General features: G+C 34.8%; 26 protein-coding genes and 1 tRNA gene. 11 read left to right on the forward strand and 16 right to left on the reverse strand.

The features are described 5' to 3' along the window. Nucleotides 1-17 precede the first annotated feature (17 nt). The 7 genes from msrA to purC all read right to left on the reverse strand — a co-directional run bounded on the left by msrA (nucleotide 18) and on the right by purC (nucleotide 7,075). Nucleotides 18-626, reverse strand: coding sequence for a peptide-methionine (S)-S-oxide reductase MsrA (gene msrA / locus AC6EIY_RS05525; RefSeq protein WP_498508053.1), 609 nt, complete (start codon nucleotides 624-626; stop codon nucleotides 18-20). After that, the gene (gene lpxB, locus AC6EIY_RS05530; protein WP_498508054.1) at nucleotides 623-1,798 is read right to left on the reverse strand and encodes a lipid-A-disaccharide synthase; all 1,176 of its coding nucleotides are present in this window, start codon (nucleotides 1,796-1,798) and stop codon (nucleotides 623-625) included. Before lpxB ends, msrA begins: the two co-directional genes overlap by 4 nt. A 3-nt stretch (nucleotides 1,799-1,801) precedes the next feature. Further along, nucleotides 1,802-2,653: an acyl-ACP--UDP-N-acetylglucosamine O-acyltransferase gene (gene lpxA / locus AC6EIY_RS05535; protein WP_498508055.1), complete on the reverse strand. Its 852-nt coding sequence runs from the start codon at nucleotides 2,651-2,653 to the stop codon at nucleotides 1,802-1,804. A 4-nt stretch (nucleotides 2,654-2,657) separates the two neighbouring features. After that, nucleotides 2,658-3,065, reverse strand: coding sequence for a 3-hydroxyacyl-ACP dehydratase FabZ (fabZ, locus tag AC6EIY_RS05540; RefSeq protein ID WP_498508159.1), 408 nt, complete (start codon nucleotides 3,063-3,065; stop codon nucleotides 2,658-2,660). Between the two features lie 63 nt (nucleotides 3,066-3,128). After that, entirely contained in the window at nucleotides 3,129-3,974 is an 846-nt protein-coding gene (gene lpxC / locus AC6EIY_RS05545) for a UDP-3-O-acyl-N-acetylglucosamine deacetylase (RefSeq protein WP_498508056.1), read from the reverse strand. Next, nucleotides 3,974-6,277 (reverse strand): BamA/TamA family outer membrane protein, encoded by a 2,304-nt coding sequence (locus AC6EIY_RS05550; RefSeq protein ID WP_498508058.1) that lies wholly within the window; start codon nucleotides 6,275-6,277, stop codon nucleotides 3,974-3,976. Before AC6EIY_RS05550 ends, lpxC begins: the two co-directional genes overlap by 1 nt. Nucleotides 6,278-6,331: 54 nt before the next feature. Next, nucleotides 6,332-7,075 carry a phosphoribosylaminoimidazolesuccinocarboxamide synthase gene (gene purC, locus AC6EIY_RS05555; protein ID WP_498508059.1) on the reverse strand — a complete coding sequence of 248 codons (744 nt, stop codon included), beginning with the start codon at nucleotides 7,073-7,075 and terminating at the stop codon, nucleotides 6,332-6,334. Between the two features lie 188 nt (nucleotides 7,076-7,263). On the opposite strand from purC, the gene purD reads away from it, so the two are divergent. Continuing rightward, entirely contained in the window at nucleotides 7,264-8,577 is a 1,314-nt protein-coding gene (purD, locus tag AC6EIY_RS05560; RefSeq protein WP_498508060.1) for a phosphoribosylamine--glycine ligase, read from the forward strand. Between the two features lie 15 nt (nucleotides 8,578-8,592). Continuing rightward, the gene (locus AC6EIY_RS05565; RefSeq protein WP_498508061.1) at nucleotides 8,593-10,662 is read left to right on the forward strand and encodes a HAMP domain-containing sensor histidine kinase; all 2,070 of its coding nucleotides are present in this window, start codon (nucleotides 8,593-8,595) and stop codon (nucleotides 10,660-10,662) included. 3 nt (nucleotides 10,663-10,665) lie between these two features. Here AC6EIY_RS05565 and kaiC read toward each other — a convergent pair whose 3' ends face one another. Together kaiC and kaiB are read right to left on the reverse strand one after the other, a co-directional pair. Next, entirely contained in the window at nucleotides 10,666-12,168 is a 1,503-nt protein-coding gene (kaiC, locus tag AC6EIY_RS05570; protein WP_498508062.1) for a circadian clock protein KaiC, read from the reverse strand. Nucleotides 12,169-12,297: 129 nt separating this feature from the next. Beyond that, complete coding sequence (gene kaiB, locus AC6EIY_RS05575) at nucleotides 12,298-12,621, reverse strand: circadian clock protein KaiB (protein WP_498463399.1); 324 nt, start codon at nucleotides 12,619-12,621, stop codon at nucleotides 12,298-12,300. A gap of 171 nt (nucleotides 12,622-12,792) precedes the next feature. Here kaiB and rplU point away from each other — a divergent pair, with 171 nt between their 5' ends. Beyond that, nucleotides 12,793-13,218, forward strand: coding sequence for a 50S ribosomal protein L21 (rplU, locus tag AC6EIY_RS05580; protein ID WP_498508064.1), 426 nt, complete (start codon nucleotides 12,793-12,795; stop codon nucleotides 13,216-13,218). Nucleotides 13,219-13,246: 28 nt separating this feature from the next. Further along, nucleotides 13,247-13,519, forward strand: coding sequence for a 50S ribosomal protein L27 (gene rpmA, locus AC6EIY_RS05585; protein ID WP_498463401.1), 273 nt, complete (start codon nucleotides 13,247-13,249; stop codon nucleotides 13,517-13,519). A gap of 1 nt (nucleotide 13,520) precedes the next feature. Here the strand turns inward: rpmA and AC6EIY_RS05590 are convergent, their stop codons facing one another. Beyond that, nucleotides 13,521-14,267, reverse strand: a complete 747-nt coding sequence (locus AC6EIY_RS05590; RefSeq protein WP_498508066.1) for a class I SAM-dependent methyltransferase — start codon at nucleotides 14,265-14,267, stop codon at nucleotides 13,521-13,523. A gap of 96 nt (nucleotides 14,268-14,363) precedes the next feature. Here AC6EIY_RS05590 and truB point away from each other — a divergent pair, with 96 nt between their 5' ends. After that, nucleotides 14,364-15,305 (forward strand): tRNA pseudouridine(55) synthase TruB, encoded by a 942-nt coding sequence (gene truB, locus AC6EIY_RS05595; RefSeq protein ID WP_498508068.1) that lies wholly within the window; start codon nucleotides 14,364-14,366, stop codon nucleotides 15,303-15,305. A gap of 51 nt (nucleotides 15,306-15,356) precedes the next feature. Here truB and AC6EIY_RS05600 read toward each other — a convergent pair whose 3' ends face one another. Further along, nucleotides 15,357-16,574 carry a SpoIID/LytB domain-containing protein gene (locus tag AC6EIY_RS05600; protein WP_498508070.1) on the reverse strand — a complete coding sequence of 406 codons (1,218 nt, stop codon included), beginning with the start codon at nucleotides 16,572-16,574 and terminating at the stop codon, nucleotides 15,357-15,359. 97 nt (nucleotides 16,575-16,671) lie between these two features. Between AC6EIY_RS05600 and AC6EIY_RS05605 the strand changes: the two genes are divergently transcribed. Both AC6EIY_RS05605 and AC6EIY_RS05610 read left to right on the forward strand, forming a co-directional pair. Then, nucleotides 16,672-17,628, forward strand: coding sequence for a ribonuclease Z (locus tag AC6EIY_RS05605; protein ID WP_498508072.1), 957 nt, complete (start codon nucleotides 16,672-16,674; stop codon nucleotides 17,626-17,628). A gap of 73 nt (nucleotides 17,629-17,701) precedes the next feature. Continuing rightward, the gene (locus tag AC6EIY_RS05610; protein ID WP_498508074.1) at nucleotides 17,702-18,250 is read left to right on the forward strand and encodes a pentapeptide repeat-containing protein; all 549 of its coding nucleotides are present in this window, start codon (nucleotides 17,702-17,704) and stop codon (nucleotides 18,248-18,250) included. A gap of 73 nt (nucleotides 18,251-18,323) precedes the next feature. Here the strand turns inward: AC6EIY_RS05610 and AC6EIY_RS05615 are convergent, their stop codons facing one another. The 4 genes from AC6EIY_RS05615 to serA form a co-directional block, all read right to left on the reverse strand. Further along, on the reverse strand, nucleotides 18,324-18,515 hold the full coding sequence (locus tag AC6EIY_RS05615) for a hypothetical protein (protein ID WP_158467090.1): 192 nt from the start codon (nucleotides 18,513-18,515) through the stop codon (nucleotides 18,324-18,326). 117 nt (nucleotides 18,516-18,632) lie between these two features. Beyond that, nucleotides 18,633-19,028, reverse strand: coding sequence for a DUF8632 family protein (locus AC6EIY_RS05620; protein WP_498508076.1), 396 nt, complete (start codon nucleotides 19,026-19,028; stop codon nucleotides 18,633-18,635). 438 nt (nucleotides 19,029-19,466) lie between these two features. Then, nucleotides 19,467-20,402 (reverse strand): 50S ribosomal protein L11 methyltransferase, encoded by a 936-nt coding sequence (gene prmA / locus AC6EIY_RS05625; RefSeq protein WP_498508078.1) that lies wholly within the window; start codon nucleotides 20,400-20,402, stop codon nucleotides 19,467-19,469. A gap of 1 nt (nucleotide 20,403) precedes the next feature. Further along, nucleotides 20,404-21,990 (reverse strand): phosphoglycerate dehydrogenase, encoded by a 1,587-nt coding sequence (serA, locus tag AC6EIY_RS05630; RefSeq protein ID WP_498508081.1) that lies wholly within the window; start codon nucleotides 21,988-21,990, stop codon nucleotides 20,404-20,406. Nucleotides 21,991-22,094: 104 nt separating this feature from the next. On the opposite strand from serA, the gene AC6EIY_RS05635 reads away from it, so the two are divergent. The 3 genes from AC6EIY_RS05635 to AC6EIY_RS05645 all read left to right on the forward strand — a co-directional run bounded on the left by AC6EIY_RS05635 (nucleotide 22,095) and on the right by AC6EIY_RS05645 (nucleotide 23,737). Further along, nucleotides 22,095-22,661: a hypothetical protein gene (locus AC6EIY_RS05635; protein WP_498508083.1), complete on the forward strand. Its 567-nt coding sequence runs from the start codon at nucleotides 22,095-22,097 to the stop codon at nucleotides 22,659-22,661. Nucleotides 22,662-22,808: 147 nt separating this feature from the next. Further along, on the forward strand, nucleotides 22,809-23,597 hold the full coding sequence (locus tag AC6EIY_RS05640; RefSeq protein WP_498508085.1) for a photosystem II electron transport protein, Sll1252 family: 789 nt from the start codon (nucleotides 22,809-22,811) through the stop codon (nucleotides 23,595-23,597). A 68-nt stretch (nucleotides 23,598-23,665) separates the two neighbouring features. Then, nucleotides 23,666-23,737 (forward strand) — tRNA-Val (locus tag AC6EIY_RS05645). A gap of 64 nt (nucleotides 23,738-23,801) precedes the next feature. On the opposite strand, the gene AC6EIY_RS05650 is transcribed toward AC6EIY_RS05645, so the two are convergent. Next, nucleotides 23,802-23,948 carry a hypothetical protein gene (locus AC6EIY_RS05650; RefSeq protein ID WP_498508087.1) on the reverse strand — a complete coding sequence of 49 codons (147 nt, stop codon included), beginning with the start codon at nucleotides 23,946-23,948 and terminating at the stop codon, nucleotides 23,802-23,804. Between the two features lie 290 nt (nucleotides 23,949-24,238). On the opposite strand from AC6EIY_RS05650, the gene murD reads away from it, so the two are divergent. Beyond that, nucleotides 24,239-25,648 carry a UDP-N-acetylmuramoyl-L-alanine--D-glutamate ligase gene (murD, locus tag AC6EIY_RS05655; RefSeq protein WP_498508089.1) on the forward strand — a complete coding sequence of 470 codons (1,410 nt, stop codon included), beginning with the start codon at nucleotides 24,239-24,241 and terminating at the stop codon, nucleotides 25,646-25,648. The last annotated feature ends 76 nt before the right edge of the window (nucleotides 25,649-25,724 follow it).

Here is a 25,724-nt window from a genome sequence, read left to right on the forward strand (position 1 = left end):
TAAATTTACAATCTTTTTTATTTGTAATCTCCCCAGACTTTTTTTAATCTATTGTCTCTACCACAACTGGTTCTGTAAAAATTATATTTAAGGGGATTTTTAACTGCAAAATCTTGATGATACTTTTCTGCTATCCAAAAGACTTTTGCATCAATAATGTCAACCTTTAACTGCTCCAAAGGTACATTTAATGCATCAGAGATCGTTTTCTGAGTCTCTATGGCATCTCTCTTTTGTTCTTGATTAGATGTGAAAATAACAGGCTTATATGAATTACCTCTATCACAAAATTGTCCTTGATCATCAAAAGGGTCTATATTAATCCAATATCGCTTAAGTAAATCTTTGTAGCTAATAACGTCACTATTGTAAGTAACTTTAACAACCTCTTGATGACCACTGTGATTTTCATAAGTGGGATTAGTTAAGTCTCCTCCTGAATATCCACTTTCTGCCGACAATACTCCATTAATCTTCTCTAGATCATGCTCTAGGCACCAAAAACAACCACCAGCAAAGATAGCTTCTTCTGATTGAGCAAATACTTCTATTGGGGAAGCTATTAATAGTTGCACTAGCATACAAAATACTATTAATGTTCTGAAGATTTTATTCATAGGAATCATTGAACTAATAAGTCCAGAATATCTTCTGATACTCTATCTGTAACTCCAGGTTTTCCTAATTTATCTTTCAATCTTTTATAACCAAGCATTATGTCTTCTTTTTTTGAATTATCTTCAAGTATATTTAATGCTTCATTAAAAATTTTTTCTGCTTTAAAATCCTCTTGAACAAACTCTGGAACTAACATTTTATTTAAAAGAAGATTAACTGGAGAAATATATTTAACATTGAACCGCAATAAATATCTTGCGAAAAAAGCGGTAACTCTACTTACTTTATATCCAACTATTTGTGGAACTGAGCTTAAAGCCAATTCCATATTTATGGTCCCAGACTTCGCTAAAGCCAGATGAGCAGCCGAAAATAAAAATGGCTTAATCTCATCAACTTCATTTGATAAAATAATCCTTCCAGATACACCGTATTCTTTTAATGAATTATCTAATAATTCATTAAATTCTTTTAAACTTGATGGGATAATAACGGTTATAGAAGAGTCATTTTCTTGAAGAAGCTTAGCCGCTTTTAAAAGTGTCGGTAAAATATATTTAAGCTCTTGTTTACGCGAAGCCGGAATGATAAGAAGAAGTTTTTCATCAGAACTTAGTCCTATTTTTTTTAATGATTCTTCTCTAGTAGGGATATTTTTATAAAAATCCAACATTGGATGGCCTACGAATTTTACATTTCCTCCCTTATTTGAATAAAATTCAGCTTCCTCTTCGAAGATAGATAATATTCTATCTGTAAAAGCAATCAAGTCAGTTGTACCTGAATCACCTAACCTCCATGCCCATTCCTGAGGGGCAATATAATAAATTATTGGCACATTAGGAAACTTTTTTTTTACTTTTAATCCCAGTCGAATATTTGGCCCCATATAGTCAATTAAAATAACTGCATCAAGAGAGGAAGATTTTAAGTAATGATCAATTTTTGATTGTGCATTTAAAGTTGGCAGAACGTAAGGAAGAGCTTCTAAAAAACCAATTGCACCTATTGAAGAGGTATTAGATATTAATTTAGCACCAGCTTCTCTCATCCTTTCTCCACCTAAAGCAATTATCTCTAATTTAATTTTTCTTTTTTCTGCATTAGTCATCAAAGACTTTATAAGTAAACTTCCCTGCAAGTCTCCAGAGACTTCACCAGTACTGATTAATAACTTCATGATTTATTTGGTTGGCATTAAAGAAGGCATTGGACCTCTTCTACCTTTCCCAATTGAGAGTTCTATAAATCCACATAACCTTTCGGAAGATTGAAATAAATTCTCTTGTTTTGCTATTTTCAAACCATCAGAAATTACATAATTAGACTTAAATAGTAAGTTCCAAATTCTTTTCAATTGTAAATATTCTTCTTTATTCTTTTTATCTATATTTTTCCTTTTAATTCCAACTTTATTTAGTCCCCTCATTCTTCCCGGATGTCCTTCTGCTAGGCAATAAGGAGGAACATCTCTATCAACTCTTGTCATGCCTCCCACCATAGCTAAATAACCAATATGCACAAATTGATGTATTCCCAAACAACCTCCAATCACAGCTCTATCTTCAACAACAACATGACCTGCGATCTGCACACTATTCGCTATTACTACATTGTTCCCAATTTCACAATTATGTCCTAAGTGTGAATATGCCATTAACAAATTTTGATTCCCAACTATTGTTTTCTCTCCTTCAAAAGTCGCTCTATTTATAGTTACACATTCCCTAAAAGTATTATTATCTCCAATTAAAACATAAGTAGAATCTCCATTATACTTCAAATCTTGGGGTTCTAACCCAATACAGGCTCCTGGGAAAATCTTATTATTTGATCCTATTTTTACTTTCCCCTCGATAATTACATTTGGTCCTATCCAAGTATTGGGACCAACAATCACATCTGGACCAATTACAGCTCCCGGACCCACACGAACACCTTTGCCTAGATCAGCCTTTGGAGAGACATCAGCAAAATTATGAATATTAACTTTTTCATTTCCTAATAAACTTTTAGAAGAATCAAGTTCACTCATCAGATCAATCCAAAAGAGAAAACATCAAATCTCCAGAACAAACCAATTTATTATCAACTTTGGCCTCGCCCCTAACTTTTCCAAATCTCTTCCTTTTGATGCTTATCAATTCACAAGAGATTAACAATTGATCCCCCGGGACCACTGGACGCTTAAACCGAACCGAATCAATTCCAGCGAAAACAAACAGCCCTTTTGGAAGATCAGGCATTTGAGAAACGATCAAGCCTCCTACCTGAGCCATTGCTTCTACTATTAAAACCCCTGGCATTAATGGCCTTTCAGGGAAATGACCTTGAAATTGAGGCTCATTGAGAGTGACATTCTTTATTGCCACCGCTTTTTTCCCTGGGTCATGTTCAATCACTCTGTCAACAAGCGCAAAAGGATATCTATGAGGTAAAAGCCCCATTATTTGCTCGCTATTTAAAACAAGAGGTTGAGAAGAGGAGATGTCAGTCAAAATCAGATTTAATTAAGTTAATACCTTTTGAAGAGAAGCTGCAAATTCAGCATGAAGAGAATGAGACCCTTTATAAACAAAAATCACCGCTCTCGGCAATCCAACAAAAGCTAGATCTCCAATGAAGTCAAGCAATTTATGACGAACTGGTTCATTTGGAAATCTTAAGGGTGGATTAACCCAAGAATCGCCATCGCACACCAGTGCATTTTCAAGAGATCCTCCTTTAATTAGGCCAGCTTTCTTTAATTCTTCTAACTGATCAAGAAAGCCAAAAGTTCGAGCAGGTGCAATTTCTTTAACAAAATTATTTGGACACATCTCAATAGAGAAAATTTGCTGACCAATTGCCTTGTACGGGAAATCAATCAAACCTATCAATTTCAAATTTTTTGATGGTTTAGCAAAAATTACACTCTCTCCTTGGCTTACAAATATTGGAGATTTTATTTCTGGCCTTGGTCTAGGTGCTGAAGTCGAGCTGGTCATTCCTACCTTTTCAATTTCCTCTATCCAACCAATCGCAGAACCATCAAGTAATGGGATCTCACTACCAAATATTTCTATATGTACATGAGTCAAGCCTGCACCAATTAATGAAGCCAACAAGTGTTCAACAGTTGATACTTTTTTCCCATTCAGGTCAAGGGTTGTGCATAAAGGAGTATTTCGTACTTGCGAAATATCAATAGGAATAAGGTTATTAGGTGCGTCCGAAAAAGAGATGTAAAACCCGGTTAATTCTGTTGGCTTGATAATGACTTTACATTTAAGACCTGTGTGCAATCCAACGCCATCTTTTATAATTTCGTTTTGAAGCGTCCAACCTTGTTCATAATCATCGGGAAATGAGAACACTAGAATTTCCAGCCTATACCAATGTTATATCTCCAATTACCACTAAAATCCTGACTCGCTGCCTCTATTCGAATTGGGCCAACAGGTGTATTTATAACTGCTCCAGGTCCAACTGAAAAACCAGATCCTGGTTTTTCAAGAATTTTTCCAGGCTTCCCAGGAACATTCGATTGAGAATCAAAATCAGATCCTGCGTCAACAAATAGAACTCCAGAGACTAACCGCCAAATAGGAAATCTATATTCTGCTGTTGCCTCTCCATAATGTCTCGCAACACCTAGATCACAAGAGTTCCAACCTCGAATAGAGTTAGTCCCACCCAAGCAAAATGCTTCATAAGGAGGCAGCTCACCAATAATTGTTCCAACCTTTGCCTGAAAACCTAACGACTGAGAGCAATTTAATTTTTCACCAGACTTAGGACGGCAACCCTTATGGAACTTCAGCCAATTAACAGGAAAAAAACGTGAATAACTTACCCTAGATCTATTAAAAGCGGGAGAATTTTCTCCTAAACTAATAAATTGTTCTGAACCTAGATTGAAATAATCTCCAGAGGTAGGATTTCTTGAATTATTTAGATTATTGTAAGTAACGGCACTTTTAAAACTAATAAGTGTATTTTCTGAAGAACAATTAAATGCTACACAAATAACTTCGTCTTTTGGGACCCTACCTCCTTTAAAATTTGTAGATGCCACTCCATAAGGTCTTTTTTCACCTGCATAATCTATTGGTTTGACTTTCTGTACATTTGCACCAATAAGTACACTCCAAGGAACCTTTTTTAGAGGCTGAGCGCCATTTAATGGCCTTGCGAAAGAGAAGCCACCTCCGGTTCGCTCCAAGATAATAGAGTCACCCTCATAATCAAACCAGCTAAACTGAGAGGCTGAAGACTTAGCCGAATAAAGATTATTAAATGGTCCAGTTTCTATTAGAACATTATTATTATTTATATCTAATTTTTGGGATTGATTAATATCATAACTTATCGACGAATTAGATGCCTCATATCTATCTATAACTCCTCTTATACTTCCCCCATCTTGACTTCTAAGTTCTTGAGGAACTTCTCTACTTAAATATAATGAAGTTCTAAAAGATGTTCTGTGTTTATCATTTTTAATCCAGGGGTCATATAAAGATATATTTAAAAGTGCTCCATATTCACCATAGGTCAAATTCATATTCGATGACCATGATCTTCCAATCAAATTGGACTCTTGCAAACCAATCTGACCAAAGACTCCTTGCGCTCCGCTATAGCCAAGACCTCCTGTCAAAGAGCCTGTTCTTTGTTCTGTTATACCTAATGAAATTATAATATTTCCAGGCTTAGATTTAACTGGTTTAAGAGTGACTTTTACATCATTAAAAAGTGATGTTGCATATAGTCTTTTTATATCTGATTCTAATTTATTTCTATTGAAAATATCTCCAACTTTAGTTAATAATTCTCTTTCAATTACCCATTTTTTCGTTTTCCCTTTTATTTTTCTCCCTTTTTCATCTTCTATATTGCCATCTTCATCTATAAAGCTAATCTCAATATCTGAAATATACCCTTCTTGGATATTAAGTTCTACTAGTCCAGCTTTGCTTACACGACTTGGTCCAGATATCCTTGCCAATGAGTATCCATTTGCATTATACCAATCTTTGATTTCTTTAATTCTTATCTGAAGGGTATTTAAATTTAAAGTTTTTCCGTAATCATTATCAAAAATCTCATTTAATTTCTTATTTGAAATTTTTCTTTCCAAAGGAATAATATTTATCTCATTGAATATCGGATTAGGCTCAACTTTAATCAAAAGTTGAACTCCTAAAGGACTCTCTAAAGATTCAATTTTTGCACCTGAGAACCAACCTGTTGAATAAATTCTATCTAAATCCTTCTTTACTTCTTCTTTTATAACTTTACTACCAGGCCTAATTAACATTGCATCATAAGCAATAACTTCCAAATTCTCTTTGTCAGGATGATCTTCAAGTCCCTCAATAATTATTTCAGAAATTAAAACTCTTTTTTCTTCAGCTGTATTATTTTCATCTTTTTGATTCGTTTCATCAGCTATTAAAAAATCATATCGCTTTAAATTAAATTTATTATTATTGATTTGATCCATATATTTAACACTATCAGTAAAAACTTTTTCAACAAATAATTGATCTTCACCTAAGATTATTTTAGAAGCTTTAGTTTCTCCAAAAAGGCTAATAAAAGGAAATACTAAAGCACAAGCGTATACGCTTTTGTTTTTTAATTTCTTCTTAGATAGGGTGTGTCTTTTGAACATAGCTTTCAAAGTAATTCAGTAAAATAAAGTGCTTCTTAACCAAGAATAATTTGATTAAAAAGAATTAGAAGACTCTTTTTCTATACGTTTTAAAATCTCCTGATATGCATCAATAACACCTCCAAGATCTTGTCGAAAGCGATCTTTGTCAAGGATACGGTCCTTAGGGTCAGAATTTTTTTTATCCCAAAACCTACAATTATCTGGACTTATTTCATCCGCTAGCACAAGTTTTCCTAATGAGTTAAGGCCAAATTCTAATTTAAAGTCGACCAATAGTAAATCAAGTGAATCAAAATATTCTTTTAGAATTTTATTTACACTTCTAGTAATTTTCTCTACCTCTTCCATCTGAGAAGAGGATATTATATTTAGCAAATTCAATCTTCTTTCTGTAAGTATAGGATCACCTAATTCATCATCTTTATAATATAAATCTAGTAGAGGAGGATTTAATATTGTTCCTTGATGTATTGGTGTTTCTTTACATAGTGAACCTGTTGCGATATTGCGAATAACAACCTCCAAAGGGATTACATTAATTTTATCCGCAATCATAAAGGTTTCCGAATGGAGTTCTAAAAAATGGGTTGCGATTCCATTAGATTCAAGCAATTTAAAAAGAGCAGCAGAGATTTTGCAATTCAATCGACCTTTGCCTTCAATCTCCGATCGTTTTTTTGCGTTAAAAGCAGTAGCATCATTCTTGAACTCTATTAAAACCCTATCTGGATTTTCAGTCGCAAAAATTCGTTTTGCCTTTCCTTCATAAATTAGTGACCTTTCGATATGATTCATTAATACCTCTGTTATCTAATTAGTATAAATAGACGATGCTAAAAAAATCACCTCAATCAAAACAATTTTTTTTAAAAACTAACTTTCAAACAACTTAACAACTTTTCTTCAAGGAATATATTAACTAATAATCAAAAGATAATTAAAGCTCAACTAAAACTATTTTTCACTACAGCAAGAGAACAACTATGACAAAGAATCTAAAGCCAGAAGAATCAGCGGAATTAAGAAGGGTATTAATAGTTGGGAATGGAGGAAGAGAAAATTCTATTGCTTGGGCTCTGTCAAAAAATCAATCCATAGAAAAAATATATGTTTGCCCTGGGAATGGTGGTACAACTAATTTTGAAAAATGTATCTGTCTGAGACCAAAATCCAAAGATGAAAAAGAAATTATTAATGAGTGCAAAAGACTTAAAATTGATTTGGTCATCATCGGTCCTGAAGTCCCTTTAGCTGAAGGCTTAGCAGACAAACTGCGTAAAGCAGATTTAATAGTTTTTGGTCCCGGGAAAGAAGGTGCTCAACTAGAAGCGAGCAAAGACTGGGCTAAGGGTCTGATGATTGAGAACAATATTCCTACAGCAAAGTACTGGACTGCAGGTTCTAAAGATGAAGCCTTGAAAATTCTTGAAAGATTCAATAAACCACTTGTTGTCAAAGCAGACGGTCTTGCTGCAGGTAAAGGCGTAACTGTTTGTCAAACAATTGAGCAATCTAGGGAAGCAATTAATGAAATATTTTCTGGAAAGTTTGGCTCTGCAGGAAAAAAAATTATTCTCGAAGAAACAATTGAAGGGCCAGAAGTTTCTATTTTTGCTCTTTGTGATGGAGACAACTTAGTTATTCTTCCTCCAGCCCAGGATCACAAAAGATTACTCGAGGGAGATAATGGGCCAAACACTGGTGGAATGGGAGCTTACGCTCCTGCACTTTTACTCAATCAACAAAAACTTGATGACTTGACGGAGCTCGTTCTGATTCCTACTTTAAAAGGTCTGAAAAAAAAGAAAATTAAATACATCGGAGTTATTTATGCAGGATTAATGCTCACAAAATCTGGGCCAAAAGTTATTGAATTTAACTGTCGTTTTGGCGACCCAGAATGTCAAGCCTTAATGCCATTAATGGGAAAAGAATTTTCATCAGTAATTTTTGCTTGTGCCAAAGGAGAGTTAAGAAACGCTCCAAAACTTACATTCAACGCAAAACGAAGTGCATGTATTGTTGCCGCAACTAATGGATATCCAGAAAACCCTCGAAAAGGTGACAAGATTAATATAGATATTGATTCAAATTCTTCTCTACAAGTTTTTCATGCAGGGACCGAGGTGGACAAATCTGGCAATATAATTACATCAGGAGGAAGAGTTCTTTCAGTAGTTGCTCAGGGAGAAACCTTTGACGAAGCTTTCGACTTAGCTTACTCTAATCTAAAAAAAATCAAATTTGATGATATGCACTATCGCAAGGATATAGGTTATCAAGTTAGGAATATTTAATTTAATTGAGATTAAATGAATAATTCAAATTTAAAACAAAATAATTCCTTTTCTTCGTCAAAAGACGATAGTTTTCAAAATGAATTAAACATATTAGAAAAAATATATTTATGGTGGTCAAGATTTAATCTAAGATCAAAATTATTAGCATTTGGAACACTAGTAGTTAGTTTTATAATGACACTTATTACGTTCTTTGCTTTAAGTAGTATACAAAAAGATGCAGGCATGAACGATACAAGATATGCCAGAGATTTAGGATTATTATTATCTGGGAACGTCACAGAATTAGTAGCAAAAAATCAAACAAGAGAACTTTTCAACGTAGCAGAGAAGTTTTGGCGTTCAAGCAGAAATTTAAGGTACATTTTCTTCACTGACCCTGATGGCTTAGTGAAACTGGGTATTCCGGTCAGCGCAACGACCACGGAATCCGAAGAGGAGGGTGCCTTACAACTCACTAGAAAACTTAAACTCCCAAGTGAATTAAAAAAACAACCTCAATTCCCACTAGTCAGACAACATTCAACTCCTCAAGGTCAAGTAACTGATGTTTTTGTTCCAATGCTTTGGAAAGGTGAATACCTTGGCACATTAGCTCTTGGAGTAACACCAAATAAAAAAGCTCTTGCCACTGCAGCATTAACAAGAGAAATTACCGTTGCTGTGTTTATTTCTATTTGGGTTTTAGTAATAATTGGCGCAGTATTTAATGCTCTAACAATTACTCGTCCCATCAAAGAATTGGTTATTGGAGTTAGAGAGATTGCTAAAGGTAATTTCAAATCAAGAGTAGATCTACCTATGAGTGGAGAACTTGGAGAACTCTTAAATGGGTTTAATGCAATGGCCTCAAGATTAGAGGACTATGATGCAGCAAATATTGAAGAATTAAAAGCTGCTCAAGTTAAGCAACAGTCTTTAATAGCCACCATGGCAGATGGAGCACTTCTGATTGATGAACAAGGAAATATTGTTTTAGTAAATCCAACTGCTAGAAGACTATTTCGGTGGGAAGGTAGAAATCTTGAAGGTCAAAAATTGTTAAATCAACTTCCTGATTCCCTCGCTAAAGAGCTCGAAACTCCAATAACTTCTCTTTTAAATAATTTTGGAGACAGCGATGATTTGCGCTGCAATCTTGACGAACCCCCAAGAACACTTCGTATAGTATTAAAGTCTGTTAGAGACACAACAGGCGAAAATATCAAAGGTATCGCTGTTACCGTTCAAGATCTCACTAGGGAAGTTCAACTGAACGCAGCTCAAAAAAGATTCATCAGTAACGTTTCGCATGAATTAAGAACGCCATTATTTAATATAAAAAGCTATGTAGAGACATTGTATGACTTAGGTGAACAACTTACAAAAGATGAGCAAAAAGAGTTTCTGGGTGTTGCAAATTCAGAAACAGATAGACTTACTCGTTTGGTCAATGATGTTCTTGACTTATCCAAACTGGAGTCTGGAAGAACTATCCAATTAGAAGCACTAAGTATAAAAGAAGCTATGGAACAAACCCTGAGGAACTATAAACTTAATGCCGAAGATAAAAATGTTAAGCTCTTATTAAATGTTGAAAATAATTTAGCATTTGTTTTAGGAAATTGGGATATGATTCTTCAAGTTTTAGACAACCTTGTTGGAAATGCTCTCAAATTTAGCGAAGAAGGAGGAACAATAAATTTAAAGGCATACACATGGCCCGACATATGCGTTGCTTCCCCAGTTGATCAAGATAATAAGGCTCCACATTGTGAGATATTATCGCCAATGCCCAAAATAAGAGTTGAAGTGTCTGATACAGGATGTGGTATTTCTGAAATAGATCAACAAAGAATATTTGAACGTTTTTACAGAGTTGAGGATTCAGTTCATACTGAAATAGGGACTGGATTAGGGCTTTCGATTGTCAAAGGTATCGTAGACAAACATGGGAGTGAAATAAGAATGGCTAGTGAACCAAATACAGGAACGACTTTCTGGTTTGAGCTCCCTCTTGAAGATTCGGATTCTGATCAGTTATTACTTAAATCTGCAAGGAAAAATTGGGAAATTGAAAATGACAAGTCTTTAATAAAATAGAAATCACTCTTCTTTCGTTTCAATAGTTTTAAAAACACCAGGAATTTGCTCTTCAGGATTAATTCGATGAGGGGCTCCACTAAAAATTTGTTCAAAATTAGAGAATGAATCTTTAATCTCAGGGCCTTCATTAGTAATAATATATTCACGTATTCTTTTGTCATGCCATGATCCCCGCATCTTAAAAACATTTATTGCTCTTGCCATTTCCCCTCTTATTTCTACATACTGTAAAAGCAAAATAGTATCAGTTATCGTCGAAATATGGGAATCAGTAATCGAGTGGCTTCCCATAAATTCTTCTGCGGTATTAGTAAAAAATCCTGCTATTTCTTCTTGTTTTGCATAACCAGTTACTCCAATAACGAACTGTCTAAATGCATTTAAGCTTACACCTCTTGCCAATGCAGATAGTGAATCGATTGCCATCCTAGAAGGTTTATAATCAGTAATCTCCGATTTGATAATTTGCAGATGATCTTCCAATCCAGTTGATTCTGGATAAGCACAAATAATCTTCAATAATCCATCAGCTTCCATTTTTTCAAAATCAATCCCCCAACTAGTTGCATTCCTTAGAAGTTGAGCTCTTGATTCTTCATATGCAAAAAGGATTGTTCGTTCTTTATGTTTATACGCATCTTCAACAAACTTAGAGACCAACATAGTTTTCCCAGTACCAGTCGCACCAGTTGCAAGAATAATTGAATCTTGGAAATATCCTCCTCCACACATTTCATCCAAATCAGGGACCCCAGAACTTATGCGAATATTTGATGACCTTTGAGTCAATCTCATCGCACCTAAAGGAAATGCAACTATCCCTTGGGGACCCATTGTGAAAGGGAATTCACCCTTCATATGAGTAGTTCCTCTTAATTTCAAAATTTCTACAGTTCGTCTCCTCTTCTCGGCTTCTAAAACATTTCTTAAAATCACAACATTGTCAGAAACAAATTCTTCAACTCCATATCTAGCAATTGGGCCATATTCATCTATTCTTTCAGTGGTCATAACAGTAGTCACTCCTATTTCTTTTAGTCTTGCTATTAGTCGAAAAATCTCTCTTCTAACAACATAAATAGCGTCATATTGTTGAAAAACTGCTGTCATTGAATCTATAGCAACTCTCTTAGCTTTAAACTTTCTAATGGCATAACTAATCCTTTCAATTAACCCAGATAAATCAAAACTTCCAGCCACATCTTGTCCTTCTGGGTCTGGAGATGCATCTAAAATAAAAAGTTTATTTTGGTCAATTAATTCTTGTAAATCCCAACCAAAACTTGCGGCATTTCGAACAATATCTAGAGGTGATTCTTCAAAAGTAACAAAAATCCCAGGTTCATCAAAATTACATATTCCATGATGAAGATATTGAAGAGAAAAAACTGTTTTACCAGTCCCTGATGTTCCGCTAACTAAAGTGCTGCGTGCATTAGGCAACCCACCATGACAAATGTCATCAAAGCCCTCGATCCCAGTGGGGAGTTTTTGTACATGCATGTTTGATCGAATTTTTTATTGAAGAACGCTTAAAGCTGTTATGTGTAAAACATAATCAACAAACACCAAGAATTGCTTAGTTATCGGTTGGGCTTAAGAATTCATTTACTTCTTGTTTGATTAGCTAAATTATTTATCAGAAGAGTAAAACATTTCCTGATCTGAAAGTTCATCATACAAAAGATCCAATCCAATTAGCACCTTTTCTCTATCTGAGAGGTCGCCAATGATTCTTCGTACAGGTGGGGGTAATATCTTAGATAAAGTTGGCGTTGCAAGGATTTTATCTTCCTCGGCTAATTGAGGACTTTTTAAAACATCAATAACCTTAAGAGCATAGACACCTTTAAATTCACTTTCTAAGATTTCTCTCAAAGTGTTCAAAGCCCTCATAGAGTTTGGAGTATTCCCTGCCACATAGAGCTTAAGGATATATGTCTTTCTTGCACTCATTTAAAAACCTCTTAAAAATCAATAGAACATTTGCCCTACTTAGATCTTGACTAAATAACCAACAAAAAGCCAGAATGTTACCTTGTTTTTCGATTACGATTAAGGCTTAATCGATTAAAAGAAGGAAACCCTTTTATTTTATTTCGAGCCTTAACGTGTCACCAAATAATCATGGCTGATAAAAAATCAAATCCCACAAAGACCACTCCACAAGATAAAACTTACGCGATAGTTGAAGCCTCAGGAAAACAATTTTGGCTTCAACCCAACCGTTATTACGATTTAGACAGATACCATGCAGAAGTTAATGATGTTTTGACTCTTGAGAAAGTACTTCTTCTTAATGATGGTAAAGATTTAAAGCTTGGGAAACCTTATGTAAAAGATGCGAAAGTAGAAATTAAAGTCTTAGAGCATAGAAGAGGTCCAAAAATAATAGTTTATAAAATGAGACCAAAGAAAAAGACAAGAAGAAAAAATGGACATCGTCAAGAACTAACAAGAGTTTTAGTTCAATCAATATCGGTAGGATCAAAAACCAAAAAATCTAAAGAGACAAAAGACACCAAAACTACAACTGCTAAAGTAGAATCTTAGAAATTAAAACTAAAAGATTACATAAATCATGGCTCATAAGAAAGGTACTGGATCAACAAGGAATGGGAGAGACTCAAACTCCAAAAGACTTGGTGTAAAAGCTTATGGTGGTGAAAAAGTAACTGCGGGGTCAATTCTCATTCGCCAAAGAGGTACATCTATTCTTCCAGGAATTAATGTAGGCAGAGGAAAAGATGATACTCTTTTCGCCCTAGCTGATGGTTCAGTTCATTTTGAAAGTATCCGAAGAGGCTTAAGGAATAGAAAAAGAATAAATATCTCCACTGCTAAAGCTGTTTAGTTTATTTTTTTAAAGGTTTATAAGCTCGAGTAGTAATTAAAAAAGGATGGAACACTTCTAAGAAGTTTAATTGTAAGGTAGAAAAGAAATTCTCAATAAGAATAGGATCATCAAAATGGAAAGGATATTCTCCGTTTTTTCCTTTGTAAAAATACCAATTCATTAGAGCTATCCCTTTGGGAGAAAGTTTTTCCAAAAATATTCTCAATTGTTTTGCTGGATCTGGAAGATGTTCTAAGACATCCAAACAAATAAGAGAATCAAAAATTACATCAGAAATGCTTTCTAAATCTCTAAAAACTGAAATCTTATTTTCTACACCCAATTCCTTAGATCTATATTCCACAAAACTACGATTTTGAGGATTGAGATCAACAAACCAAACATGTTCAACATCTGTCAAAAATGATGCAGCCAGAGCATGCGTTCCAATACCACCACCAAAATCCAAAACTTTTCCAGAAGCAAATTTTTGTTGTAAACGAAGAGTATCAGCTATGTAATTTGAACTATTTAAATGCCAAGATGCAAGATCTATTAAATGAGCATCTCCAACTTCTGCCTCATAAAAATCACCTGCATTTTTCTCAGTAAACGCTCCTGGATGCAGAGCCGCCAAATCATGCACACCGTTAATTAACCTTTGATCTAATTGATAAGTATTTAGATGAAGGAAATCAATAAGGTGTTTTTTTAAATTAAAGCCATCTTTAAGGAAGCAGGAAATACTGAGATCTAAATTGGTCATATTATTTGGCTCACTTAACACACTGAGTTATAACTTTAAATGTTCAGGGTTACTTGAACAATCTTTTTACGTGAGCTTCAACCTTCAATATTAATTTTGGAAAAGCCTTTTGGATTTGTTGTGATTGATAAGCCTGCTGGGCTTACTTCTCATGATTGCGTGAATAGACTTCGAAAAGTATTTGACATCAAAAAAATTGGACATAGTGGAACCCTAGATCCCTCAGTTACTGGTGTACTACCAATAGCAATAGGCGACGCGACAAGATTAATCCCTTATTTAGAAGGCTCTAAAGCATATACAGGAATCATACAGTTGGGGACCACTACGAATACTGATGATATGCAAGGAGAAATTATAGAATCAAAGATTTGGCCATTAATTAGCAAAAATGAAATAAATTCTCTACTAGACAATTTCAGAGGCGAGATATTACAAAAGCCTCCTATTTTCTCTAGTGTTCATATTAAAGGAGAGAGAGCTTATAAGAAAGCAAGAAAAGGAGAAAAATTTGATTTAACACCTAAAAAAGTAACCATAAACAAATTAAATTTAATAAGCTGGTCACAAAGTAAAGGTGAATTATTCGTTGACGTCGACTGCTCAACTGGGACGTACATTAGATCCTTGGCTAGAGATATTGGAGATAAAATCGGATGCGGTGGTCATTTGAAAAAGTTACGACGAACCAAAGCCTATAATTTTGATGAGAATCACTCAGTACTACTTCCTGAGAAATCAAAATTTTATACAGAAAAAAATAAACCTAAGGTGCTTAACCCTACTATTTTTTTTGAACATCTTTCTTCTTTTAAATTAATTTCTGAAGAAGAGATTCTTAGTTGGCGCACAGGAAGAAAGATAAGTTTTCAAAATAACATAAAACGTTTAAAGTTACCTAAGAACAAAGAAATTGAAATAGGTAGCAGTATTAATAATATATTAGTATTGGATATAGAAAATAAAATCCTTGGGATAGCTGTTTTAGATGAAAGTTATGCAATTAAGCCTAAGGTTGTTTTTCATGCAATTGGTTAAACTCATAAAAAATAAAACTTATAATATTAATGTATAGCTAATAATATTTATCTAATAGGTTTTGATTTGTACTCCCGTATAATAATGTTTAAGGATTTTACGAAAACTTGATCCTCTTTCAGCCATAGCTTTAGCACCCCATTGGCTCATTCCTACCCCATGCCCAGCGCCATAACCTCTCACTAATAAGAAATAATCTTTTGGAATTTCCGGTAAAGGTAGAGGTGCCATATCATTAAAAACTTTATTATCAATATAAAATTTATTATCTAAATTACTTTGTTTATATTTTAAATAAACCTCAAATTTAGTACTAAGTAATTGTAATTTTTCTCTTAATTTTTTCCCAGAGATATTTTTATTTCCATTCAATCCATAAAGTTTGATTTTCAAGACTCTATCAGTATTGCTTTTATTAAGAATTTGTATACTGTTAACCCCACCCAAATCAGGAAAGATCTTGTCTAACTCTCCCGAACTAAATTTATTACTCCATCTATACTTTTCACCGTTTTGATCATAGTCAATAACACTTTTTAAATAAGGTAATTGATACTTCCAAACCGTTCCACTATTCTCAGTCCTCCCACCAGAGCTACTATGAAAAACTGCCTCTATAAGTTTATTTTTATAAAACAAAGCAAGTGATCTTGTGCTTTTGACAGCTCTATTTATTTTTGCTGTTTCAGCTTCAAGTCCTAAATAAACTTGACTTGCTTGAGTTGAATGAATATCAAAGTATTCATTCTTATCTAAAAGTTTTAAAGCATAAGTCCTAGCTGCTATTGCTTGAGCTTGAAGTGCCGCAAGTGGAAATTCTTTAGGCATTTCACTACCGACAACACTTTTTAAATATTTCTCTAAGTTTAAAGAATTTATTATTTGCAAATTCTGATCATTTAAAGCAATTCTTAAGTCTCCCGCATATCTTCTATTTTTATACCAAATGCCTCTATCATCATTATTTTTGATTATTAAATTAAAGTTCTTAGGTAATTCAAACCAAGAATTTTTATTATTGTTAATATAGTAGTTAACTTTGCCATTATCGTAAATAATATTTATAGATTTAATAGATTTTTGTTTAGAAGAAATTCCTTTAACAAAAAATGATTTACCCCCATCTGCTCTAAATCTTACCTTTTTTTCTTGTCCAATTAAGACTCGTATTACTGGATCTTTAGCAGCGATTACCTTTAATGGAGAGATGAAAAATATAGCCAGAAAAATCATGGCCCATCCCTTACTACTTTTAGGTGACGTGCTCACAATAAAAATTGAATTTAGATACTAATTCTGCCTATAAGATAGAAGATCTACCAGTGGTCAAAGCTATGAATGGCACCATGTATTAAAGAGGAGAAACTTGCAAGTAACTTTTCTTGGAACAAGCTCAGGAGTTCCAACCCTAACCAGAAACGTATCAGCGATGGTACTAAAGCCTCCACAAAGATCAGATTTGTGGTTGTTTGATTGTGGTGAGGGTACACAACATCAATTCATAAGAAGCAAGCTTAAGTTATCTCAAATAAAAAAAATATTCATAACTCATATGCATGGTGATCATGTGTATGGCCTCCCAGGACTTTTAGCAAGTATTGGGTTAGCTGGAAGCAGCTCTGGCATTGAGCTTTATGGACCAGCACCTCTTAAAAATTTTATTGATGCTTGCTTGTATAACAGTTCCAGCAGATTGGCTTACTCTTTAAAATTCCATAAAGTAGAAAATTTTGCTTTTCAAAAAGAAATTTTATTTGAAGATTCCGATTTAGAAGTAAAAGTTGCTCCACTCAAGCATCGAATCCCATCTTTTGCTTACAGGGTGAACCAGAAGCCTAGACCAGGTAAATTCAATATAGATAAAGCAAAATCAAAAAAGATCCCTCCTGGCCCCGTATACGCTGCTCTTCAGCGCGGGGAAGAAGTTAAATTGGATGATGGTCGCATTTTTTATGGAAAAGAATTCTGCGGCCCAGCTAGGCCTGGAGTTAGCATCGTTTATTGCACAGATACTGTTTACACAGAATCAGCTATTGAGATTTCTAGAGAAGCCGACCTCCTAGTCCATGAATCAACTTATTCTCATAAAGAAACTGACATGGCTTATGAACGTGGACATTCAACTGCAAGCATGGCAGCTCAAATTGCTGCAAAAGCGAAAGTAAATCAATTGATTTTGACTCATTTGAGCCCGAGATATACCCCTGGGAATGAAACAAGTCCTAATGATTTGCTTAATGAAGCAAAAGCAATTTTTCCAAATACTCAGTTGGCAAAAGACTTTTTGCAAATTGATATAAAGAAACGCTGCAACAGTTCTTGATCCCTTGCCTATGAAATGCCTCTACATGAAACAATAGTCGAGTTTGGTGCTTCTTTAATCGCTGGCGTTATTAATGGATTCTCTTATTTCTTCCCTTAAACGGTCCCTTACAAGACTATTTGTCTTGATACCTGTGCTTGTAAGTCTCATTATTAGTCCTCTTTCTGTAAGTGCCCTGTATCCCAGCGATCCTTCTTCAGTGGATAGCTTAGATCCAAGCTTGGCTGGTAAGGACTTACAAAATACTGAGTATGTAAAATACGACTTATCAGGAAAAGATCTTGGTGGGGCGAATTTCACTGGGGCTTATTTCAGTGTCTCAACTTTGAAGAACTCTGATCTAACAGGCGCAAACATGACCAATGTTATTGCTTATGCTACAAGGTTTGATAATGCGAACCTCACAAACGTAAATCTTACTGGTGCAGAATTGCTTAAGAGTGTTTTTGATGGTGTAACCATTGATGGTGCTGACTTTACTGATGCTGTATTAGATAGAAGTCAACAGAAAAAACTTTGTGAAGTAGCTACTGGTAGCACAGCCGAAAGTCTTGGTTGTAGTACTACTGCCGCAGGATATGTTCCTGCGACAAAAGGTAAAGGTTTCAACCCAGGTACTTAAATTTATTCAAAATTTAACAACCAATAAAAAAGGGGCCAATGGCCCCTTTTTTATTGGTTAAAAACTAATTTTTTCACTTTGTTATTAGAAAGAAGGCAGCTGCAGCTCCGCCAACTGCAAACATTGGCAGGCCAACTAGCAAATGCGAGGTGCCAAAGCCAAATCCTTTTTGGCGCAATATAAAATAGCCAACCCCAGCAGCTCCAGCAGCCAATGGAATAGCAGCGGTGGCAGCAGAAGCAACAGCGTGATAGTCGAAGTTCATCCCTGTGTTGAAATTTAATTACTTATAATTATCCTTCAAATTTCAAAAATGGCATGAACTCATACATGAAATGCTTCATATCTTCATCACTTTAAATCCAAAATAACTTGAATATTTCTAGACTAATGCTGCTTTAGGGGAAATATTTGAACTATCTCTTGATCGAGGACGTTTGCTGTACCACCATTCCTCGAGATTTGAATCTAATCGTTCAGAATATGATGTCAAAATTGTGATTTTAGATTTTTCACCTGGTTGAATAATCTCAACGGAATAAGATGGGCATTTTTGTGCTGCGATATCAGGTACCAATCTTTTCCCAACTCTTTTCCAGCTGGGCTCCCTACCTTTCCATGAAAGCCTGCAACAAGGCCAAGGTAATTCTTCACGGTCATATAGACGACAACAAGGGCCTAAAACCCTGTAACTAAATTGACCACCAATACTTGAGTGAATAGAACCATGATCTAAAAGATCTTGGACTGTATCAGTTGGCAAAACTTCTGAAATCAATTAATTCCTAAATAATTAATTTGCGCTCATGAGCACATAAACAAGAGCTTGGCGAGAGAGGAGAGAATTGGCAAGCAAAACGATAAAAATCTTGTGAAAAAATTAATATCCACACAATTACTCTTAGGCGTCAGTTCTAATTATTTAATCTAAAGCCCAATATTGAAGGCAAATCAAAAATATAAACCTTTCTATTTTGAACATCGTCCAGAAATTTTAATTCTCTAGATAAACTATCATTTTCAAATTTAATTTCACAAGTCCAATATGCTCTTGATCGAAAGAAGTAAGGAAGCATAATATTTTGTTTGAAGGCTGCCACAAGAATATATTTTTCATAAGCATTTCGATCATTTATTAAACGCCACGAAACTCATTAAACAAAGTGATCTCAAAAGAAGTCATGAAGTTATTATGGCAATTTTGAATTTATTTAATTTAAGGTAAATCTTGCCTCAACACCAGTAAGGCCCATTTTCCCTTAGTCTTGATTTCAAGAACTTGCCAACCAATTGACAGAAAGAATTCTCTAAGTTCTTTAATTTGCTTAACCAACAAACCAGATAGAACGAGTTTACCTTTACTACTGATAATTTTTTCGAAACTCGGACCAAGCGATTTTATTACAGGCGCAAGGATATTGCAGAGAATTAAATCAATTTTTTTTTCGGGCATATTCGCCTCGACTTCTCCAATAGAACCAAGGAAAACATTTAAGAGGTTTCCAGGGAAATGATTTAAATCAGAATTAATTTTAGTGGCGGATATTGCTAGAGAATCGGTATCAACAGAGAAGGTAGTCTGTGCTGCTAATTTCAATGCAGCTAAAGACAATATTCCACTACCACAGCCCACATCAGCAATTATTTGACCTACTGGAGGATTATTGTCCAAGAATTCAAGGCATAATCGCGTCGAGGGATGGCTACCAGTTCCAAAAGCACTTCCTGGATCTAAACGAATAATTTTTCGTTCTAGGAATTGCTCAGGGACGTCTAACCATGCAGGTAAAATTAAGATTGATTGTCCTACCGGATCAGGTTTCCAGTTTTTTTTCCAACTTAAACTCCAATCTTCATCTTTCATTTCTACCCATTTACATGCAGGCAAATTCAAGTCAAAAGGTTTTGCCAATGAGATTAATGATTGAGCTAAGATCTCCTGATCTTGAACCAACCATTCATTCAAAGGAAGCCATATAAATAGTTTTTTAGTGGAATTGTTCGATGGATCATGCTCAAAAGAGAATGTATAAATATCTAGTTTGCTTAAAAGCCAATAAACAGAATCTTCTAGCTCAACTGCAATTTCCTGTTCCAATCTCAACCAAATAACTTGAGAAATTTGCAACTCTGTATTTTTTTCAACTAGCAAATTATAAAGTCACAGAATGAGCTTCGTTTATTCCTTGCATTGCAAGAATAGAGCCAAGCAACTCAGATGGAATTGGGTCATCGATACTTAAAACCATTACCGCCTCCCCTCGAACGATCCTTCTCCCTACTTGCATTGAGGCGATATTAACATTGTATTTTCCAAGAAGTGAACCTATCTGACCAATAATTCCAGGCATGTCCCTATGCCTCGTAAAAAGCATATGTCTACTTGGCACAAAATTTATCGGGTACTCATCAATACTTGTAATACCGAGATCACCATCACCAAAAACAGTACCAGAAACGCTATGTCCACCTTTATCGCTAAAGCTATCCAACTGTAAAGAGCCTCGAGCAAACTCTGGGCTCAATTCATCCTTAATTTCAACGACATCAATACCGCGTGCTTTTGCTTCCAATGAAGCGTTTACATAATTAATTTTATCTCCCAATGCACTAGTAAGTAATCCCTTCAAAGTAGCAATAACTAGCGGCTGAGATGGATGTTGAGCGAATTCTCCCTGCAAACGAACTTCTAATTTTTGAATCTGTCCCCCTGAAATTTGACTAACTAATAATCCTAATGTCTCCGCAAGTTTTAAATGTGGTTTAAGACTATCCATTATCTCTGCGCTTAGGCCAGGAATATTTACCGCGCTGCGTGCAGGTAAACCCAAAAGAACATCTCTAATTTGTTCCGCAACATCAATAGCTACATTTTGTTGTGCCTCAACAGTTGAAGCACCTAGATGAGGAGTAAGTACCAAGCCTTTTTTCACAGCGCGAAGAGGGGAGTCCTCAGCTAAAGGTTCTTTTGCATATACATCGATTGCAGCACCTTGTATGACATTTTCTACTAATGCATTTGCTAAATCATTTTCATTAATAATTCCGCCCCTTGCACAATTCACCAATCTTGCAGTTGGTTTCATTTTTCTCAAAAGGTCTATATCAACTAAATTCTCCGTATCAGGTGTCCTTGGAAGATGAAGGGTTACATAATCAGATTGCTTGAACAAATCTTCAATATCACTTAATCGAACCTGCATTTGCTGAGCTCTTTCAGTTGAAACGAAAGGATCAAATCCTATGACTTCCATACCCATTGCATTCGCGACCTTTGCCACATGAGATCCAATCTTGCCAAGTCCAACTACTCCTAAAGTTTTCTTATAAAGCTCATTCCCTACATATTTTTTGCGATCCCAACCTCCAGAAAACATACTTGAATGAGCTTGAGGAATATTTCTAGATAATGAAAGAATCATTGCCAAAGCATGCTCTGCTGCTGCAATCGTGTTTCCACCAGGAGAATTTACAACTAAGACACCCTTTTTAGTAGCACTTGGAACATCAACATTATCAACCCCAACTCCAGCCCTACCAATGATTCTTAATTTCTTAGCCTCAGCAATCACATCTGAGGTAACTTGAGTTCCTGAACGGATCATTAAACCGTCATAATCACTAATAATATTCTTTAACTCATCTATCGAAAGACCTACTTTTTGGTCAACCTGAGCAACCTGAGTAAGAATATCTATACCTGCTTGATCAATTGGATCAGAAACAAGAACTTTCGTCATTAAAGGCGATAAACGTGCCGATCTGAACTTTAGTGATCTATTTGCTGCTGGCCAGAATTATGTTGAGCAGGATTGAATATCCAAACATTTCAAGGAGCTAATTAGTGTCCACATTCGTAATCATCTCGAAAGAAAAGGAACCAGTAAAAGAGTTACTTCTCAAATTGAGAGAGTCTCAAACACCTATCCTTAATTGCGATCTTGTAGAACCATTGGCTAAACAATCTAAGGATGAGGAGCCAAATCTAGACAAATCTGAAGAAGTTTTTGCCAATAAATCAAACTTTAACAATATTAAGTTGCTCAATCCGACTCTTGCTCGAAAGGATCGCCAAAAAACTTTGGCATCATGGTTGATTCCCTTTGGTTTTATTGCAGGTCTAAGCTTTTCTCAGATGACAGATCTTAAAACATTCGCAGATATGGGGTTCCCAAATCAATTAGAGAAGCTCTTAGGAGGCATAGTAGGAATGATTTCAGGAGCCCTTGGAAGTTTTTTTTCGGCTGGGGGAATTAGCCAAGAAACAAATGATGATTTAAGAGCTATTAGAAAAAAAAGCGAAGGAGGTTCTTGGCTGTTAATTCTTGAGTTACCATTAGAGATAGAACCACCTTGGGGAATTCTAAAAGAAATAGATAGCTTAGAAATTATAACTATAGGCAAAGATTAATTCTAACTTAAATAATATTTAAACAAAGGATAAAACTTTAACAGCTTCAACCCCTAGATTTAGTATTATATTTATCAAAATCAAGCATTCATTTAAAAGAAAGGTTTAGAATATTCAAAAATAAAACGAGAAATTTATTCTCTTTTCATGTATCTTCCGAAACAAAAGATTCTATTAAATAGCAATTTTTGCGAAGAGCTAGAGATTTTACTTGATTATGCAGAAAAGGCACTAAACGAGAGAAAACCTATTTGGTCTCCTTTCGTTTCAGCACAATTAATGGAGGAAGTTAAAAACAAATTCAAGAATTTAAGTGATATAACCCTCTTTTTTGAGGGGGGATTCCCTGGTTCAGAACGTAAAAGAATATGTTTCATAAGATCTGAACAAGAAATCAACTTTCCCTCTTCAAATATTCCCATAAAAGGTATTTATCTAAAAGGAAATTTCCTATTCGATAGAGCAAAGCAAAATGATTTTAGAGATACCTTGCATGAGCTTGGAGTAGAAGAAGGAGCAATTGGAGACATTTGGTTAATTAGAGATAGAGGTGCCCAAGCCATTTGCTCGCAGATGTGTGCAGATTTAATTCATCAAAAAATTGGCAAATTAAGAGAAGTCGAAATAGCAATCGAAGCGTTAGATCTCAACGATATGGAGATCCCTTTTAAGAGAGCAGAAAAAATAATTAATACAGTTGAGGCCTCTAAAAGAATAGACGCAATAGCCTCTGCAGGATTTGGTTTATCAAGATCAAAAATAACGACTCAAATTAAGAAAGGCTGCCTGCGACTTAACTGGACGCCAAATAATCAGCCCAGCAAATCGTTAAAAATTGGAGACCTAATCCACTTGGAGCATAAAGGTTCACTTAAAATCCTAGATATAGATAAAACAAAAAAGGAACGCTGGAGAATTAAATTACTAAGGCAATGATTATTAGGACCTATTGCCTGCTAACTTCATTTAGGAACTTAGCGATTGAGTTCCAAATCGATTCGCAAGGGCGATTAGCTCAGAGGTAGAGCACTACCTTGACACGGTAGGAGTCACTGGTTCGATTCCAGTATCGCCCATTAATCAAATTTTGGTCATTTGGATATTTGAATAAATAAAAGTAATAGAAAAGACTTAAAATTTTTACTTATCAAACATTTGATGAAGCTTAATCCATGTAAGCTCGCTCTCACTCTGCTCACCTCCACCAATTAAGGAATACTCACGATTAGTTGATTCTTGTTTTTCTTTTAGTTTTAACATTTCCACGCCATCTATGTTTGCAGGCATTAAACAGAAGCAAATTCCTCTGCATCAAAACAACTTTTAAAGAATAAAGCCAGAAGTATTAATGATTCTTTAATCTTATAAAAATCAAGCTGCAAGATTTATTATTAATTTTTTACCTTTAGGACAGTAAGCATTTTAGCAAAAATAAGTAAATATCTTTGTTTAAGGATGAAAATAATGCAAACAAAAAAATATTTTATATTAGAGAGTAGTCAAATTTTTATGCAAGAAGATTCGTCTTAAGCTAGTTACCAATAGAAAAACCTATTTACATTCAAATCCAAATTAAGTTGTCAAAACAAACACTATCAAATCAAATACATATTGTCCTCGGGCTGGGCAAATCTGGTATAAGTGCAGCAAAGCTACTTAAATCAGAAGGCAAGGAAGTCTTAGTATTAGAAAATAATACAAATGAAAAATTAATAAGTATATCTAATCAACTAGAATCAGAAGGAATCAGTGTTATCTTACTCGACGAACAACTTAATATTAATAATTTCACGCCCTGGATAGGTAAAATTGATACTATAATTGTAAGTCCAGGGATAGAATGGGAACATAAAGTTCTAAAAGAATTAAGAAGCAAAAATATCAATATTCAAGGTGAGGTAGATATGGCTTGGGAAAGATTGAATCATGTTCCTACAATCGCTATTACTGGCACCAATGGCAAAACCACCGTAACAAATATGCTTAATTATGTTCTAAAATCAAATGGTTTAAATACTGATATGGGAGGCAATATTGGAAAGGCATTATCTAAAATCGCCTTAGAAAGTATAAAAAATCATCAACAATATTTGAACTGGCTAGTTTTAGAATTGAGTAGTTATCAAATTGAAGGTTCTCCAAAAGTAGAACCGACCATCGGCATATGGACAACATTTACGCCTGACCATTTAGAAAGACATGGTGACATAGAAACTTATTTCAAAATCAAGCGAAGTTTATTAGAAAAATCATCCATTCGAATTTATAACTCCGATGATAAATCTTTATCTAGGAAAAGAAAAGAATTACCTCAAGGAATATGGGTTGGGATAGAGGAAAGATCATCCTATAATCATCATCCAAGATTCTGGATCGATCAAAAAGGTTATATTTATGAAGAACACAAACAACTATTTCACAACTCGATACTTAAATTACCCGGCAAACATAACTTGCAAAACCTTTTACTCGTAACAGCAGCAGCAAGAGAAATAGGTCTTGATCATTCATCAATAGCTACAGCCATAAATTCATTTAGAGCGGTACCCCATAGATTAGAATATTTAGGAATTGCGAATAATTTAAGTTTTTACAATGACAGCAAAGCTACTAATTTCGACTCTTCAATAACTGGTTTAAAATCCATTCCCTCCCCAATAATTTTATTAGCTGGCGGCATACAAAAGAAAGGAGATCATCTACCGTGGTTAAAACAAATAAAACAATCTACCAACGGAGTGGTTTTATTTGGACTTAGTGCCAAAAACTTACAGGAAGCATTATTAGATTCCTCTTATAAAGGAGAAGTCATTCTCAAACACAATCTAGAAGAGGCCACAATAGCCTCTATTAATTTAGCCAGGGAAACAGCTTCCAAAAGCATATTATTATCTCCAGCCTGTGCAAGTTTTGATCAATATCAAAACTTCGAAGAAAGAGGTAACCATTTTAAAGAACTAGTCAAAAAATATAGAGATGCTCAATGATCTATTTTTTCCAAGACAAATAGATTTGGTCGGAGATCCACCCTTGGGGGAGAATTTCCTCATGATAGTTTAAACA

The organism is Prochlorococcus sp. MIT2304 (assembly GCF_059772405.1).

Excerpts from the sequence above, each read along its gene's own strand:
- lpxB (WP_498508054.1), bottom strand. The coding sequence starts at position 1,798 with ATGAAGTTATTAATCAGTACTGGTGAAGTCTCTGGAGACTTGCAGGGA.
- lpxA (WP_498508055.1), bottom strand. The coding sequence starts at position 2,653 with ATGAGTGAACTTGATTCTTCTAAAAGTTTATTAGGAAATGAAAAAGTT.
- AC6EIY_RS05640 (WP_498508085.1), top strand. The coding sequence starts at position 22,809 with ATGTATCTTCCGAAACAAAAGATTCTATTAAATAGCAATTTTTGCGAA.
- msrA (WP_498508053.1), bottom strand. The coding sequence starts at position 626 with ATGATTCCTATGAATAAAATCTTCAGAACATTAATAGTATTTTGTATG.
- AC6EIY_RS05650 (WP_498508087.1), bottom strand. The coding sequence starts at position 23,948 with ATGCCTGCAAACATAGATGGCGTGGAAATGTTAAAACTAAAAGAAAAA.
- fabZ (WP_498508159.1), bottom strand. The coding sequence starts at position 3,065 with ATGGGGCTTTTACCTCATAGATATCCTTTTGCGCTTGTTGACAGAGTG.
- AC6EIY_RS05565 (WP_498508061.1), top strand. The coding sequence starts at position 8,593 with ATGAATAATTCAAATTTAAAACAAAATAATTCCTTTTCTTCGTCAAAA.
- serA (WP_498508081.1), bottom strand. The coding sequence starts at position 21,990 with ATGACGAAAGTTCTTGTTTCTGATCCAATTGATCAAGCAGGTATAGAT.
- AC6EIY_RS05590 (WP_498508066.1), bottom strand. The coding sequence starts at position 14,267 with ATGACCAATTTAGATCTCAGTATTTCCTGCTTCCTTAAAGATGGCTTT.
- AC6EIY_RS05550 (WP_498508058.1), bottom strand. The coding sequence starts at position 6,277 with ATGTTCAAAAGACACACCCTATCTAAGAAGAAATTAAAAAACAAAAGC.
- kaiB (WP_498463399.1), bottom strand. The coding sequence starts at position 12,621 with ATGAGTGCAAGAAAGACATATATCCTTAAGCTCTATGTGGCAGGGAAT.
- kaiC (WP_498508062.1), bottom strand. The coding sequence starts at position 12,168 with ATGCATGTACAAAAACTCCCCACTGGGATCGAGGGCTTTGATGACATT.
- rpmA (WP_498463401.1), top strand. The coding sequence starts at position 13,247 with ATGGCTCATAAGAAAGGTACTGGATCAACAAGGAATGGGAGAGACTCA.
- AC6EIY_RS05615 (WP_158467090.1), bottom strand. The coding sequence starts at position 18,515 with ATGAACTTCGACTATCACGCTGTTGCTTCTGCTGCCACCGCTGCTATT.
- purD (WP_498508060.1), top strand. The coding sequence starts at position 7,264 with ATGACAAAGAATCTAAAGCCAGAAGAATCAGCGGAATTAAGAAGGGTA.
- rplU (WP_498508064.1), top strand. The coding sequence starts at position 12,793 with ATGGCTGATAAAAAATCAAATCCCACAAAGACCACTCCACAAGATAAA.
- AC6EIY_RS05610 (WP_498508074.1), top strand. The coding sequence starts at position 17,702 with ATGGATTCTCTTATTTCTTCCCTTAAACGGTCCCTTACAAGACTATTT.
- purC (WP_498508059.1), bottom strand. The coding sequence starts at position 7,075 with ATGAATCATATCGAAAGGTCACTAATTTATGAAGGAAAGGCAAAACGA.